Source organism: Streptomyces aureus, assembly GCF_000725495.1.
In the GTDB taxonomy this organism is placed as follows: Bacteria; Actinomycetota; Actinomycetes; order Streptomycetales; family Streptomycetaceae; genus Streptomyces; species Streptomyces aureus_B.
In genome coordinates this window covers 297,396-310,994 of sequence record NZ_JNZD01000005.1, presented here as the reverse complement: position 1 = coordinate 310,994, position 13,599 = coordinate 297,396, and the positions used below count along the sequence as shown (strand labels likewise).

Annotated in this window: 16 protein-coding genes; 10 read left to right on the top strand and 6 right to left on the bottom strand. The window is 72.2% G+C overall.

The genetic code is table 11. The annotated features are described in order from the left end of the window. The 3 genes from IO36_RS11330 to IO36_RS11320 are packed head-to-tail and all read right to left on the bottom strand — an operon-like array spanning nt 1 to nt 3,894. The gene (locus tag IO36_RS11330) at nt 1-1,440 is read right to left on the bottom strand and encodes an exopolysaccharide biosynthesis polyprenyl glycosylphosphotransferase (RefSeq protein WP_037618935.1); all 1,440 of its coding nucleotides are present in this window, start codon (nt 1,438-1,440) and stop codon (nt 1-3) included. Continuing rightward, on the bottom strand, nt 1,437-2,636 hold the full coding sequence (locus IO36_RS11325) for a glycosyltransferase family 4 protein (protein WP_037618934.1): 1,200 nt from the start codon (nt 2,634-2,636) through the stop codon (nt 1,437-1,439). The genes IO36_RS11330 and IO36_RS11325 overlap by 4 nt, the downstream gene beginning before the upstream one ends. A 40-nt stretch (nt 2,637-2,676) precedes the next feature. Continuing rightward, nucleotides 2,677-3,894 (bottom strand): hypothetical protein, encoded by a 1,218-nt coding sequence (locus IO36_RS11320; protein ID WP_037618932.1) that lies wholly within the window; start codon nt 3,892-3,894, stop codon nt 2,677-2,679. 319 nt (nt 3,895-4,213) lie between these two features. Here IO36_RS11320 and chpG point away from each other — a divergent pair, with 319 nt between their 5' ends. From chpG to IO36_RS11280, 8 genes are all read left to right on the top strand, one after another. After that, nucleotides 4,214-4,453, top strand: a complete 240-nt coding sequence (gene chpG / locus IO36_RS11315) for a chaplin ChpG (protein WP_037618930.1) — start codon at nt 4,214-4,216, stop codon at nt 4,451-4,453. Nucleotides 4,454-4,648: 195 nt separating this feature from the next. After that, entirely contained in the window at nt 4,649-4,951 is a 303-nt protein-coding gene (locus IO36_RS11310; RefSeq protein WP_037618928.1) for a hypothetical protein, read from the top strand. A gap of 86 nt (nt 4,952-5,037) precedes the next feature. Further along, entirely contained in the window at nt 5,038-5,277 is a 240-nt protein-coding gene (locus IO36_RS11305) for a chaplin (RefSeq protein ID WP_037618925.1), read from the top strand. Nucleotides 5,278-5,442: 165 nt separating this feature from the next. Continuing rightward, nucleotides 5,443-5,940 (top strand): DUF5949 family protein, encoded by a 498-nt coding sequence (locus IO36_RS11300; protein ID WP_037618923.1) that lies wholly within the window; start codon nt 5,443-5,445, stop codon nt 5,938-5,940. Then, the gene (locus IO36_RS11295) at nt 5,940-6,578 is read left to right on the top strand and encodes a vitamin K epoxide reductase family protein (RefSeq protein WP_078943119.1); all 639 of its coding nucleotides are present in this window, start codon (nt 5,940-5,942) and stop codon (nt 6,576-6,578) included. Before IO36_RS11300 ends, IO36_RS11295 begins: the two co-directional genes overlap by 1 nt. A gap of 118 nt (nt 6,579-6,696) precedes the next feature. Beyond that, the gene (locus tag IO36_RS11290; protein ID WP_037618921.1) at nt 6,697-7,215 is read left to right on the top strand and encodes a hypothetical protein; all 519 of its coding nucleotides are present in this window, start codon (nt 6,697-6,699) and stop codon (nt 7,213-7,215) included. A 149-nt stretch (nt 7,216-7,364) separates the two neighbouring features. Next, a complete protein-coding gene (locus tag IO36_RS11285) occupies nt 7,365-7,916 on the top strand; it encodes a tyrosinase family oxidase copper chaperone (protein WP_387709759.1) in 552 nt (183 codons plus the stop codon). Beyond that, nucleotides 7,900-8,766 carry a tyrosinase family protein gene (locus IO36_RS11280; RefSeq protein ID WP_037618920.1) on the top strand — a complete coding sequence of 289 codons (867 nt, stop codon included), beginning with the start codon at nt 7,900-7,902 and terminating at the stop codon, nt 8,764-8,766. Before IO36_RS11285 ends, IO36_RS11280 begins: the two co-directional genes overlap by 17 nt. A 78-nt stretch (nt 8,767-8,844) precedes the next feature. Here the strand turns inward: IO36_RS11280 and IO36_RS11275 are convergent, their stop codons facing one another. Then, nucleotides 8,845-9,156: a chaplin gene (locus IO36_RS11275; protein ID WP_037618919.1), complete on the bottom strand. Its 312-nt coding sequence runs from the start codon at nt 9,154-9,156 to the stop codon at nt 8,845-8,847. A gap of 161 nt (nt 9,157-9,317) precedes the next feature. Further along, entirely contained in the window at nt 9,318-10,277 is a 960-nt protein-coding gene (locus tag IO36_RS11270) for a D-2-hydroxyacid dehydrogenase family protein (RefSeq protein WP_037618914.1), read from the bottom strand. 128 nt (nt 10,278-10,405) lie between these two features. Between IO36_RS11270 and IO36_RS11265 the strand changes: the two genes are divergently transcribed. Further along, on the top strand, nt 10,406-11,002 hold the full coding sequence (locus IO36_RS11265; RefSeq protein ID WP_037618910.1) for a hypothetical protein: 597 nt from the start codon (nt 10,406-10,408) through the stop codon (nt 11,000-11,002). Nucleotides 11,003-11,033: 31 nt separating this feature from the next. Then, nucleotides 11,034-11,825, top strand: a complete 792-nt coding sequence (locus IO36_RS11260; RefSeq protein ID WP_037618909.1) for a YcnI family copper-binding membrane protein — start codon at nt 11,034-11,036, stop codon at nt 11,823-11,825. Between the two features lie 195 nt (nt 11,826-12,020). Here the strand turns inward: IO36_RS11260 and IO36_RS11255 are convergent, their stop codons facing one another. After that, entirely contained in the window at nt 12,021-13,424 is a 1,404-nt protein-coding gene (locus tag IO36_RS11255; RefSeq protein WP_245173213.1) for a Cys-Gln thioester bond-forming surface protein, read from the bottom strand. Nucleotides 13,425-13,599 lie beyond the last annotated feature (175 nt).

Sequence of the window (13,599 nt, the reverse complement as noted above, 5' to 3'; positions counted from 1 at the left end):
TCAGCTCCCCGTCGGGCGCACCAGCGCCGCGGCCGTGCGCAGCAGGATGCAGATGTCCTGCCACATCGACCAGTTGTCGATGTACGCGTTGTCGAACCGGCAGCGGTCCTCGATCGAGGTGTCGCCGCGCAGCCCGTGCACCTGGGCGAGTCCGGTGATGCCGGTCTGCATCCGGTGGCGGGCCGCGTATCCGGGGTAGGTCTGGCTGAACTTGGCCACGAAGTAGGGGCGTTCGGGGCGGGGGCCGACCAGGCTCATGTCGCCCCACAGGACGTTCAGGAGCTGGAGCAGCTCGTCGAGCGAGGTGCGCCGCAGGAAGTGGCAGAAGCGGCTCATCTCCTGCTCGCCGGCCACGCTCCAGCGGGTCGCGGCCTCGTGCGCGTCGACCGGGCGGTGGGTGCGGAACTTCAGCAGCGTGAACGGCCGTCCGTCCTTGCCGATGCGCTCCTGCCGGAACACCACACCGGGCCCGTCGGTCAGCCGCAGGACGGCGGCGAACACCAGCAGCAGCGGACTGACCAGCAGCAGCAGCGTGCCGGAGACGGCGACATCGAGGAGCCGCTTGCCGAGCCCGGCGCGCCGGGGGCCGACCGAGAGCGGACGGCAGGCGAATCCGGCCAGCGTGTGCCCGCCCTCGCGGTCGTACGACGGGGAGTCCGGGTCGACCTCCCACAGCTCGCAGCCCGCGTGGGCCAGGGCCCGCAGCATCGGTCCGCGCCGGCTCGGCGGCTCGACCAGCAGCACGGCCCGCACCCCGTTCTGGATGAGCGCCCGCTGCACCTCCTCGCCGGAGGTGAGCACGGGCAGCCCGCCGAGGCCGGCCGGCAGGTCGGAGACGACACCGACCGGCCTGACACCGCAGTTCGGGTGGCGCAGGAAGGCCGCGGCCACCCGCTGGGCCGTCCCGGCGGGACCGACCACCAGGGCGGCTCCGGGGTGCCGGGCGAGGGCCCGGCGGCGGCGCCAGTGCACCGCCCCGCGGCCCGCGCAGCCGACCAGCGACTGGACGGCGCAGCCGAGAGCCAGGGTCCGGGCCGACAGCGCTCCGTCCGCGGCGAACGCGGCGCAGGCGGCGGCCAGCGCGCACCAGACGACCGCGATCCGCCCGCACACGGCCGGCAGTTCGTCGAGGAGCGAGGGCAGCGGCACCGGCCGGTACAGGGACGCCCGCGCGTTCAGGGCGAGCACGCCGAGGAGCAGGGCGACGAGGAGCAGCGGATGCCGCTGGACCTCCGTGAGCGTCTGTCCGGCCAGCAGGGCGGCGACGGCGTCCGCGGCGGCCAGCGGCAGCCAGGAGGCACGCCGGGCCGTGGGCCGCCGCTGTCCGGCCGGGAATCTGAAACCGCCCTCGGTCTCGCGCGACGACATGACCGAGACGGACGAGGATCCGTACTCCCGGGGCTGGCCGCCGGGGGAGGGAACGGTGCTTTCCGCAGTCACGAGTGGATGGACTCCCTGCACTCGGTGTGGTCCGCGCACATGACACCCCCGGCGTGCTGCGGCTGTCGCCCGGTCAGTAGTTCGCGGTACACCCGCGCGACCGCGTCGGCCGTGCGGCGTACGTCGTGCGTGGTCAGTACGTGGCGGCGGCCCTGGTGGCCGAGTGATTCACGCAGCAGGGGATCGGACAGCAGCGCGCCGATCGACTCGGCCAGCGGCGCCGGTTCCGGCGAGGCCACCAGAGCGCGGGTGTCGTGTCCGGGCGGCAGGCTCTCGCGGGCGCCGTCCACGTCCGTCATGACGACCGGGCGCCCGCAGGCCATGGCCTCCAACGGGGCCAGCGCCATGCCTTCCCAGCGGGACGGCAGCACCACGAGGTCGGCGGCCTGGTACCAGGGCACCGCGTCGGCCGTGGCGCCGGCGAACAGCACACCGCGCGGAGCCCCGGCGCGCAGCCGGGCGGCGTCCGGCCCGTCCCCGACGAGCACGAGGCGTGCCGCGGGCATCCGCCGCAGCACCGAGGGCCAGGCCTCCAGCAGGATGTCCTGCCCCTTCTGCCGGCACAGCCGTCCCACGCACACCACCAGCGGAGCCGCCGGATCGATCCCCGCGAGCAGCGGCAGCCCGGCTCTCACGGCGTCCACGGCCGCGGGGTGGAAGCGCTCGGGGTCGACGCCGTTCGGGATCACCGTCCAGGGGGCGCGCACCCCGGCTCGTACGCCCGTCGCGCGCTCCGCCTCGCTGACGCACACCACCTGGGACGCCCAGCGCGCGCCCCACCGCTCCCAGCGCAGCGCGAGGGCCGCGGCGGCACCGTCGACGGCCTCGAACGACCAGGCGTGCGGCTGGAACACGGTGGGGATCCGTCCCCGCAGCGCGAGCCGGGCCGCGAGCCCCGCCTTGGCGCTGTGCGCGTGCACCACGTCGGGCCGCACCCGCGCCAGCACCCGGCCGAGCCGCCGGACCTCCTGGGCCAGCTGCGGCCCGGGCGCCCGCGTGGCGTGCCAGGGCCGTACGTCCGCGCCGAGCGCCCGTACCTCCCGGGCGAAGCCGTTGCCGTCCGGGCAGGCGACGCTCACCCGTGTTCCGGCGGCGAGCTGCGCCCCGACGAGGTCGGCGACCACCCGGGCCACGCCCCCGTCGACCGGCTGCGTGACATGAAGGACCCGCGGCGGAGTCCCTGTTGGCTGATGCATGCGCGGTTCCTCGCTGACGGGCGGCGCGCCGGGGCGCGCGTCACTGCTTCGCGTCGACGGCGGCGAACAGTGCTCCGACCCAGGCCGCGTCCCGCTGCGAAACGATCCGGAAGGCCAACTGGTCACCCCCGCGGCGGATCCCCTTGCCGAGTTCGAGGACGTCCGAGTCGTAGCCGAGGGTGTTGGCGTACGCGGGCACCCGCCGCACGGCGGCGGTCCCGGGCTCGCTGATGGTCGAATTCAGCACGTCGTCACGGGGGTTGGCGGCGTCACCCAGTGCCGTCGGGGCACCGCGGCCGGTCGACACGGACAGCGAGTCGCCGCGGCGGCCGCGGTCGCCGTTGTACGCGACCAGGCCCACCCGGCCCCGCAGGACCTCGGGAAGTCCCTGCCCCCGCAGCGGGATCACCCGCTCCTCACCCGGGCCGAGCAGCCCGAAGCCGTCCCACACCGTCAGCCGCCGCAGCGGCTCCGTCCTCTTCTCGTACGCCACCATCAGCGTCCAGCCGCCCCAGGCGCCGGCGGCGGACCGGCCCTTCGCCACGTTGACCTGGGCCACTGTGTAGAGCCCCGAACCGCTCGCCCGCACCAGCCGGGTGACGTCCGCCGACGCCTGGAACGCGTCCGCGCCGCGGGCCACCCGGTGTCCGACCACGCGGTCCGCGCGCAGGTCCTTGTACGCGCCGCCGGGTTCGGCGATCAGCACGCGCCCGTTGTCCCGCGGCGGCTTCTGCTCGCCGACCCGGAGGTTGCCGCCCCAGTACAGCCGCGCGTACGTGACGTGCGCGCCCTTGGGCAGACGGACCTCCGCGCGACTGGAGTTGTAGGTGTTCGGGTCGTGGTCGACGTCGATGTACGCCATGTCGAAGTCGCCGTTCGCGGCCGTGGCGCCCCGGCGGACCGAGGCGCAGGTGGGTGCCGCGGCGCGGGCGGGCCCGGCCGTTCTCACCGAGCCGCGGGGCAGTGCCGTCCGGGCCGAACCGGCGCAGCTGATCGAGGAGTTGGCGGCCCGCACGATGCCGCCGTGCTGGAGCGCCCGGTACCGCTGTGTGAACGCGAGCGTCTCCGCCTGCGCCACGGGCGTTCCGCCGGTGTGCGCGGCGTACGCGAAGTGCGCTTCCTGCGCGGGGGTGCGGGCGGTGTGCGCCGCGTCGGCGGGGGTGCGGGCGGACGCGGGATCGGCCGGCGCCCAGAGGACGGCGAGGGCCGAGCAGCCCACGATCGCACGGCGCAGCAGCAAGGTCGGGGAAGTACGCATGACCGGCGGTGCCCTTTCGGGGAAAACGTTCTGGACCAGCGAACGAACATCCGAGAATCAGACGAATCAGACGTGTGCGCGTCGGCTCCCCGCGAGCCCCGGCGTCCCTCGACGCCCGCTTCCAGACGTCCTCGGAGAGCCCGACTCTAGCCGTTGTCCCGCTTTGTCACCGAAAGCTGTGATGTGTGTCGGAATGGTGAAGCCGGACCGGTCGAGACATCACTCCTTTGGAGGCAGAACCCGCGTGCGCGCCGCGCGTTGAACCCGGAGCCGGGCATCCCGCCCGGATGTTGTGTCGAATTCCAAGGAGCAGTTCTCCATGTCGCGTATCGCGAAGGGCCTGGCCCTGACCTCCGTTGCCGCTGCCGCCGTTGCCGGCACCGCCGGTATCGCCGCCGCCGACAGCGGCGCGCAGGGCGCGGCCGCCCACTCCCCCGGCGTGCTGTCGGGCAACGTCCTGCAGGTTCCGGTCCACGTTCCGGTGAACCTCTGCGGCAACACCGTCAACGTCATCGCCCTGCTGAACCCCGCGTTCGGCAACACCTGCGTCAACCACTGACGTCATCGCGGACCCTTCCGGCCGGCCGTCCTCCGCAACGGGGGGCGGCCGGTCCGCATGTGAACGGTCCTGCGGAGCCGGGGCTCCGCGTGCAGAAATTTCCTGCACGCGGAGTTTCCGTCGCGTTCGGGGCTCGTTAGGCAGCGCAAAGAGGAATTCCCTCCGGTGACATCGGTCGCCGAAGAAAGGAACACGATGAAGTCCCTCAAGGCCGCCGCCGTAGTCGCCGGGTCCCTGGTCGTCGCCGGAGCCGCCGCGCCCGCGTTCGCCGCCGGAACCTCGGGCCTCACGCCGTCCAGCCTCAACGGCGCCCTGGAGACCGTCACCAGCCAGCATTCGCTCAGTGTGCAGGACGTTCTTCCGCTCCAGCACCAGTCGGACGCGCTCGACACCGAGAAGAAGGGCTCCGTGCTGAGCGGTGTGAACGGCGCGACGAAGACGCTCAACTCCGCGGCCGCTCCCGCCCAGCTCCTCGGCGGACTTCCCCTGCAGCATTAGTCGTGCGCATTCCGCGCGTGTCCTTCCATGAGGCCCGCGGGCATTTCCCTAGGCTCTGAAACAGATCTCCGATGAAAGGGTTCACCATGAACACCGCCAAGAAGGCCGCTCTCATTCTCGCCACCGCCGGAATGGCCGCGGGTGCCGCCGCGGGCAGTGCCGTGGCCGACTCCGGCGCCGAGGGTGCCGCGTTCAATTCCCCGGGTGTCCTCTCGGGCAACGTCGTGCAGATTCCGGTCCACATCCCGGTCAATGTCTGCGGCAACACGGTCAACATCGTCGGCCTGCTGAACCCGACGTTCGGCAACGTCTGCGCCAACCACTGACGCGATACCGCCGACGTGCCGGGAAGGGCCGATTCCGAAGGTACGGAATCGGCCCTTCCCGCTGTTCGAGCCGGGTACCTCGTTCGTGTGGTCACGCTCTCGGACGTCGCCCGGTCGGGTGATTTCCGCGCGGAACCCGAACGGGCGCATCGATAAGGTTCCGCGGTGACCTCAACCTCAAGCGAAATGCGCCCTCTGCGGGTCGCCGATCTCGGCACGCTCGCCGTCATGGCATTCAGCGGAGAAACCCCCGACGGCGACATGCCCTATCTCCTCGCCTACTCGCTGGGGGACGGCGAAGGGGGTCCCGAAGGGTCCGCGGCCGCCATCCGGCAGCTGCTGGCCGAGAACGGGATTCCCGTGGGCGACACGCTCGTCGACGGATCGCAGCAGCCGCGCCTGCCGCTCACGCTGCTCGTCGAGGCCGGCCAGGCCGTCGTCAACATGCCGTACCTCAACGCCCAGTGCATCGCCCCGCCGGAGTGGCTCGAGGCGGTGGGGGAGCGTGGCTACGCCTACTTCCTGTTCGCCACCCGCGCCTGGCCCGTGGCCCAGCCCGGCAAGCCCGTCGCGCCCGAGGACCTGACGGCCTTCGCGGGCGACGAGGAGACCCTGCTCAGCGCGGCCCACGTGCTGCTGCCCGCACGCAGCCTGCGGGCCTGATGACGGCCGCCGCGGAACGGGGGACGGGCGGCGCGGGAGCGGGGACGGGCGGCCGCGGGCACACCGCGGGCAGCGGCCGCGCCTTCGCATTGATGCTGGTGATCACGGGAGCGGCCGGGCTGCTCGCCGCGTGGGTCATCACCATCGACAAGTTCAAGCTGCTGGAGAACCCGAACTTCGTCCCGGGGTGCAGCCTCAACCCGGTCGTCTCCTGCGGCAGCGTCATGAAGAGCGAACAGGCCTCGGTCTTCGGGTTCCCCAACCCGATGCTCGGCCTGGTGACGTACAGCGTGGTGATCTGCGTCGGCATGAGCCTGCTCGCGCGGGCCGAATTCCCGGGCTGGTACTGGCTGGTCTTCGACGCGGGCACGTTGTTCGGCGTCGGATTCGTCAGCTGGCTCCAGTTCCAGTCGCTGTACCGGATCAACGCGTTGTGCCTGTGGTGCTGTCTGGCCTGGGTCGCCACGATCATCATGTTCTGGTACGTCACGTCGTTCACCGTGCGCAACGCGTTCCTGCCCGCCCCGGACTGGCTCAGGACATTCTTCGCGGAGTTCACCTGGGTTCTGCCGGTCCTGCACATCGGCATCGTCGGCATGCTCATCCTGACCCGCTGGTGGGATTTCTGGACGAGCTGATTCTCCCTATGGAACGACTAATGAATCCGTCGAGGGAATCTTGAGCTGATGACGTTCCCGAGTCGTTACCCGGTACGGAAGCCGAGCCATCGGCATTGCGAAAGGGACCGTACCTGAGATGAAGCCGACCACACGAGGAACCCTCGCCGCCGTTCTGACCGGTGTGGCGGCGGCGACGGGCGCCGCCGCCGCTGCCCCGGCCGTCGCGGCCGACACGGTCCCCATCCCGGTGCCGCTGAACGGGGTCGAGCAGTCCCTCGGCCTCAGGACGCCCAGCATCGCGGGTCAGCTGCCGCTGCCCCTGCCGGGCCGGCTGGACGGGCCGCGGTACGTCGAGGGCCGGATGCTCCCCGAACGGATCGTTCCGCAGCTGCCGCTGAGCGGCGGACTCCCGGGCGCCGACGTCCGTACGCCGCTGCCGCACCTTCTCGGCGAAGGAGCCGACCACCTCGGACTCAACGCGCCCGCGGCCGGCCTGCGGACGCGGACCCCCGGCGTGTCCCTGGACAGCCCGCTCGGCGCGCCGGACCCGCACCGCTTCGGCCTGCCCGGGCTGAAGACGCCTCAGGCCGCCGTGCTCACACCGCTGCTGGAGACCGTGCCGGTGGCGAACCTGGAGATGGGCGCCGGCTCCTAGCCGTCCCCCACCCGTCGGAGGCGTGGGCCCGGGAGTCCGGACCGGGCCCACGCCTCCGGACATTCGTCGCCTGGACCGTCACGCCCTTGACGCAGTCGCACGTCGGATGAAGCAGACCGAAGCAGCCTGAACCCGTGGAGGAGAGAAGCATGTTCGCCAGCTGGATGTCGGGCAGAGTACCGAGGCGCGGGCGGGAACGGGTGCCCGCCGCCCCGGCGGGCGGCCGGACGGCGGGGCGCGTGGCGGGCGGACTTGCCCTGACCCGGCGTGGCGCGATGCGGGGACTACTCGTGTCGGCCGTCGGCGCGGCGCTGGCCCCCGTCGTCGCGGCCTCCCGGCCGCCGCGCCGCCCCCGGGACCTCTCCTTCGACGAGGTGTACCGCGGCCGGCACATCCTCGGCACACGGGGCGGCTCGGACGGCCGCGCCGCGTACGCGGGCGGGGAGTGGCAGGTAACGGTGGACGGCAGGCCGCTGCATCTGATGCGCCGCGCGGACGGCAGCTATCTCAGCATGGTGGACCACTACGAGTCGTACCCGACACCGCTGGCGGCGGCCCGCGCGGCCGTCGACCAACTCGGCCCCGCCGAGCAGCTCAGAGGCATGGACGACAAGGCGGGCGGCACGGGCGGCGGGCGGGGGACCGGTTCCCGCGGACTCGGTACGGAGGGGGGCGGCCACCACCATGGTGTACACGCGTAAGAACGTCAGCGCCCTCACCAGCAGTGAGCGGCGCCGCTTCGTCGTCGCCATGCTGGAGGTCAAACGGCGCGGGGAGTACGACGAGTTCGTGCGCCGGCACATCGACTACTACGTCTCCGACGGCGACGGCGGACTGCGCGCGGCCCATATGGCGCCCTCGTTCCTGCCCTGGCACCGGTGCTTCCTGCTGGACCTGGAACAGGCGCTGCAGCGCGTGGACTCCGGGGTGAGCGTGCCGTACTGGGACTGGACCCGGGACCGCACGCCGACCTCCGCCCCCTGGACCAAGGACCTGCTGGGCGGCAACGGGCGGAGCTCGGACCGGCAGGTGATGACCGGGCCCTTCGCCTACGCGCAGGGCAAGTGGACGATCAAGGAGGGGGTGACCGACGGCGCCTTCCTCATGCGCGAGTTCGGCCGCCCCCGCAAGCCGATCCAGCTGCCCACCCGGACCGCGCTGAACGCCGCCCTGGCCGACCCCGTCTACGACACCGCCCCCTACGACTCGACGGTCACCCGCGGCTTCCGCAACCGTCTCGAGGGCTGGGGGCACGGGACGGGCAACGCCACCTGGGAGAACCACAACCGCGTCCACCGCTGGGTCGGCGGCCACATGCTGGGCGGAGCCTCCGTCAACGATCCCGTCTTCTGGCTGCACCACGCCTTCGTCGATCTCCAGTGGTCCCGCTGGCAGAAGCGGCACCCGGGCGGCCGCTATCTGCCCGAACGCGCGCCCGGGCCTCGCGACTCCCAGTACCGGCGCATCGTCGCCCGGCGCGAGAAGATGCCGCCGTGGGGCGTGACGCCCGCGTCGATGGAGGACCACAGCCACATCTACCGGTACGCGTAGCCCCGTCCACCACCGGCGTACCGGACACGACGAGGCCCCCGGCAGCGACTTTCCGCCGGGGGCCTCGCTTCCGCTGGCTCAGTTGCCGTAGCCGTGCGTGCTGTGCTGCGTGGTGTGGGTGGGCTTGGCGTGGTGGTGCTTCAGGTGGCCACCGCCGTTGACGCAGGTGTTGCCGAAGGCGGGGTTCAGCAGGCCGACGACGTTGATCGTGTTGCCGCACACGTTGACCGGCACGTTGATCGGGGCCTGGATGACGTTGCCCGACAGCACACCGGGGGAACCCACGGCCCCGCCCTGGGCGCCGGCGTCCGCCATGGCCATGCCGGCCCCGCTCAGGGCCACGGCACCCGTGCCCACGACGACTGCGGCGGCCTTCGCGATGCGAGACATCACGTTCTCCTTAAGACTCGACGAGTGCGATGGCTCGGACGCGACCGCACTTCCCGTTCAACGCGTCCGTCCACCCCTGGTCACGGGCGTTCCGCCAGGGGATCACTCTTCGAACAGGGGCCCCACGAGCGGCCGTTCGTACGGCTGCCGGGGGCGGCAGGTCAGCCGAGACGGCGCAAGGGCTTGCCGTCCAGGAACGCCTGGATGTTCTCGACGGCCGCCCCGTAATAGGCCTCGTAGTTGGACCGGGACACGTACCCGAGGTGCGGGGTGGCCAGCAGCCGGGGAGCCGAGCGCATCGGGTGGTCCGGGGGCAGCGGCTCGGAGTCGAACACGTCGACGCCCGCCCCGGCGATGCGCCCCTCGCGCAGCGCGGCCAGCAGTGCCTCCTGGTCGACGATCGCCGAGCGCGAGGTGTTGACGAGGAAGGCGGTCGGTTTGAGCAGGGCCAGTTCGGCGGCGCCCACGAGTCCCCGGGTGCGGTCGCCGAGCGCGAGATGCACGGAGACGAAGTCGCTCTCCGCCAGCAGTTCCTCCTTGGAGGCCGCGAGCTCCACCCCCACCTCCTCGGCCCGTTCCACGGTGAGGTTCTGGCTCCACGCACCGACCTGCATACCGAAGGCGAGGCCCACCTGCGCCACCCGGCCGCCGATCCGGCCCAGCCCGAGCAGGCCGAGCCGACGGCCGTGCAGATCGGCGCCCACGGTGCTCTGCCAGGGTCCGTTCTCCCGCAGGGCGTTGCTCTCGGTGACGATGCCCCGCGCGAGGCCGAGCAGCAGGGCCCAGGTCAGCTCGACCGGGGGCGTGGCCGAACTCGGCGTGCCGCACACCGTCACCCCGTGCGCCTCGGCGGCGGCGTAGTCGATCGCCGAGTTGCGCATCCCGGAGGCGATCAGCAGCCTCAGCCGGGGCAGCCGGGCCAGCAACGACGCCGGGAACGCCACACGTTCGCGGAGGGTGACCACGATGTCGAAGTCCGCCAGCGCGGCGGCCAGCGTGTCCACGTCCTCGAAGTGCCGGTCGAAACCGGTGACTTCCACGGCGTCCGCGAGCGGTGACCAGTCGGCGATCTCCGTCGCGACACTCTGATAGTCGTCCAGCACGGCACAACGCAGGCGCATGTACGGGTTCCTTCCAGGCTCATCCGGACCCTACCCGAGCGGCGGCCGGCCCGGCCGGGCGGGCGTGACGCGGACCGCAGGGGGAAGCCGCGACGGCCGCCCACCGCCCATGGCAGTATCTGGGCACCATGAATGCGTCGCCGGCGGTACGGACCCTGCGCGCGGCGGTGTTCGCCGTCCTGTGCGTCCTGCTGGCCGCCGGAGGGCATCTGCTCGCCACCGGACAGGCGCCGCCGCTCTGGGCGGAGGGCGCCGGACTCCTCGCCGTCTTCGCCGCGTCCTGCCCGCTCGGCGGCCGCGAACGCTCCCTGTCCGGCATAGGCGCCGCCATGCTGGTCGCCCAGGCCGGACTCCACCTCGGCTTCGAGGCGGCCCGGCCCCGCATGACGATGACCATGCACGGAATGCACGGAATGCACATGGCGCAGTCCTCCGTCCACGCCCTCACCCCGCACGCCACGGCCGCGCATGTCGCCGCCGCCGTGCTCGCGACCTGGTGGCTGCGACGCGGCGAGGCCGCCCTGTGGTCCCTGCTGCGCCGGGCCGTGACGTTCGTACCGGGACTCGCCGCGTGGTGGAGGACCCGCACGGGGCTCCTTCCGGTACGGCCGTCCGCGGACGCCGGGGGCCGGACCCCCGCCGAGCCCTGGCCGCTCGGCCGGACACTGCTCCGCCACGCCGTCTCGCGCCGGGGACCGCCGGCAGGGCTCGCTCCCGCGCCCTGACCACTTCCCGCCTCAGTACGGAGTTCCCCGGATGTCCCCGATCAGCACCACCCTGCGCCGCACCGGTACCGCCCTCGCCCTCGCCACCGCGGGCGTCCTGGCCGCCTCCGGCGCGGCCTTCGCGCACGTCACGGTCCACCCCGAGAGCTACGCCAAGGGAGCCACGGACGGTCTCCTGAGCTTCCGCGTCCCCAACGAGGAGGACACCGCCAGCACCACCAAGGTGCAGATCTTCCTTCCCACCGACCACCCCCTCCTGGGTGTTCTGGTCACCCCGCAGGCGGGCTGGACCGCGAAGGCGACGACCGTCAAGCTGAAGAAGCCCGTCAAGACGGACGACGGCACGATCACCGACACCGTCTCCGAGATCACCTGGACCGGGGGCCGCATCCGCCACGGCGAGTTCCAGGACTTCCAGGTCGCCTTCGGCCAGCTCCCCGACGACGTCGACCAGTTGACCTTCAAGACCCTCCAGACCTACTCGGACGGCAAGGTGGCCCGCTGGATCGAGCAGCCGCAGAAGGGCGAGGAGGAGCCGGAGAGCCCGGCGCCGGTGCTGGCCCTCACGGCCAAGGGCTCGGGAGAGGAGCCCGGCTCGTCCGCGACCGGGGCGTCCGGCTCGGACTCGGACTCGTCCTCGAACTCGTCCTCGAATTCGAACTCGGACTCGGGCTCCGGCTCGGCCGAGGCGAAGTCGACCGCGAGTGCCGACAGCAGCGACTCGACCGCCCGTGCTCTGGGCACCGCGGGCCTGATCGTCGGTGTGCTCGGCCTGATCGCGGCGGCCTTCGCCGTCGTCCGCGTCCGGAGCACCCGCTCCTAGCCGCCGTCACCGCCGTTGTCCCGCCGCCCCGTCGACTCAAGTCGTCGGGGCGGTCGGCTTTTACGCTTCCCCGGGCACTCACCGGCTCACTTCACGAGGCGCACGCCTGGACCCTCCCCGGTGACCCGGTGACCCGGTGACCCGGTGACCCGGTGACCCGGTGACCCGGTGACCCGGTGACCCGGTGTCGTGCCGTCAGATCTGAGGCGGCGTCTGCTTCCGCCCGAAGAGGACCACCACGGCCCCGCCGATCAGGACGAGGGCGATGGCCGCGCCCGCGATGATCGGCGTCAGCGAGGTGCCGCCGGTCTCGGCGAGGTCGGTACCCGCGCCGGTGCCGCCCACCGAGGCCGGGCTCGGCTCGCTGAACGTCTGGGCCGAGATGCCGCTCGCGCCGCCCTGAGTCTTGCAGTCGAGGACTCCCTTGAACCGCTTCCCGCCGTCCGAGCCGCCGACCGTGAAGTCGTAGGCCTGGTCCTCCTGCAGCGGGATGGTGAGGGTCTCGGATATGCCCGCCGCGACGGTGTGCTCGACGCCCATCAGCTCGAACGTGAACGCCTGGTCACCCTTGTTCGCGGCCGTGATGTCCACACCTCCCTTGGCGCAGTCCTTCTGGGCCGACAGCGCGGGTATCGGGCCCTTCGCCGCCCAGTCCGCGCTCGCCACGGCGGAGACGGTGGACTCGCTGGAGCCGGCGAGGATCTGGGTCTGGCTGCGGGTCTCCGAGGTGAAGGCGCGGCCGACCGGAACGGTCGTGGATGCCTGCACGGTGAGCGAGGTGGAGCCGTCCGCGCCGTCGTTCGGCACGTCGAAGAAGAGGCGGCTGCCGTTCGTCGCGGAGGTGACCGGCTTGCCGTGCTGGTCGACGACCTTCACTCCGCCCGCGGCGATGTCCGTGGGCGGGGTCACCGTCACGCTGTTCGCGTTGGTGCGCACGGTGACCGGGCCCAGCCGCTCACCGGGGTGGCCGGACACCGCGGCCGGGGAGAGCGTCAGCGAGGCCTCGGGCTCCGCCAGGTCCCGTGCGTTCTTCTGCAGGTAGTCCGCGAGCTTCTCGGCCCGCGGGTCCGCGGCGTCCACGTCGGCGCCGTCCGAGTACCGCCAGATCGCCACCTGGGTGCCGGCCGCCGCGTCCTGCTCGGTGAGGCCGGAGACACCGGCCTTCTCGGCCAGCGCCGCCAGGTCGTTCACCTGCGGATAGGAGTTCTCGAGGATCCAGCGGATCTTGCCCGCGTCCTTGTTGCCGCTCAGCGAGGTGCCGCTCCAGGAGGTCTCCTGATACCGGGCGTCCCGCTGCGTCGGATTGTGCAGGTCGATGCAATACGTCTGCAGCATGCCGCCGTTCTCGACGGTCATCTCGAACAGACCTGCCGAGACCCAGGAGTCCTCGCCGTTCTCGTGGATGACCGCCGACCCGTACGTCTTCAGGTCCCCTATGGTCGCGGTCGCTCCGCCCTGGCTCTGCGGTATCTGGTCGGCGGCGGCCGGGCCGGCGCCGACGAGCGTCCCCGCGGCGGCGAGCCCCCACACCAGGGCCGCGGCGGCGAGACGCGCTGCTCCTCGCCCTCGTGCGGACGACACAGAGAACGCAGAAGACACAGAATTCCCCTTCACGCAGGACCCTTTGACATGGGGGACGGTCCCGCCAGCAGAATCAGAAGCCCCGAAAGCTGTGTTCGGCATCCTAAGGAAGCCCCGCATCGCTCCCCCCAGTCATGTCATCCGATAACCGATCTGACTCGGAATCGTTATCGCGATCACGTCCGTGAGCTGC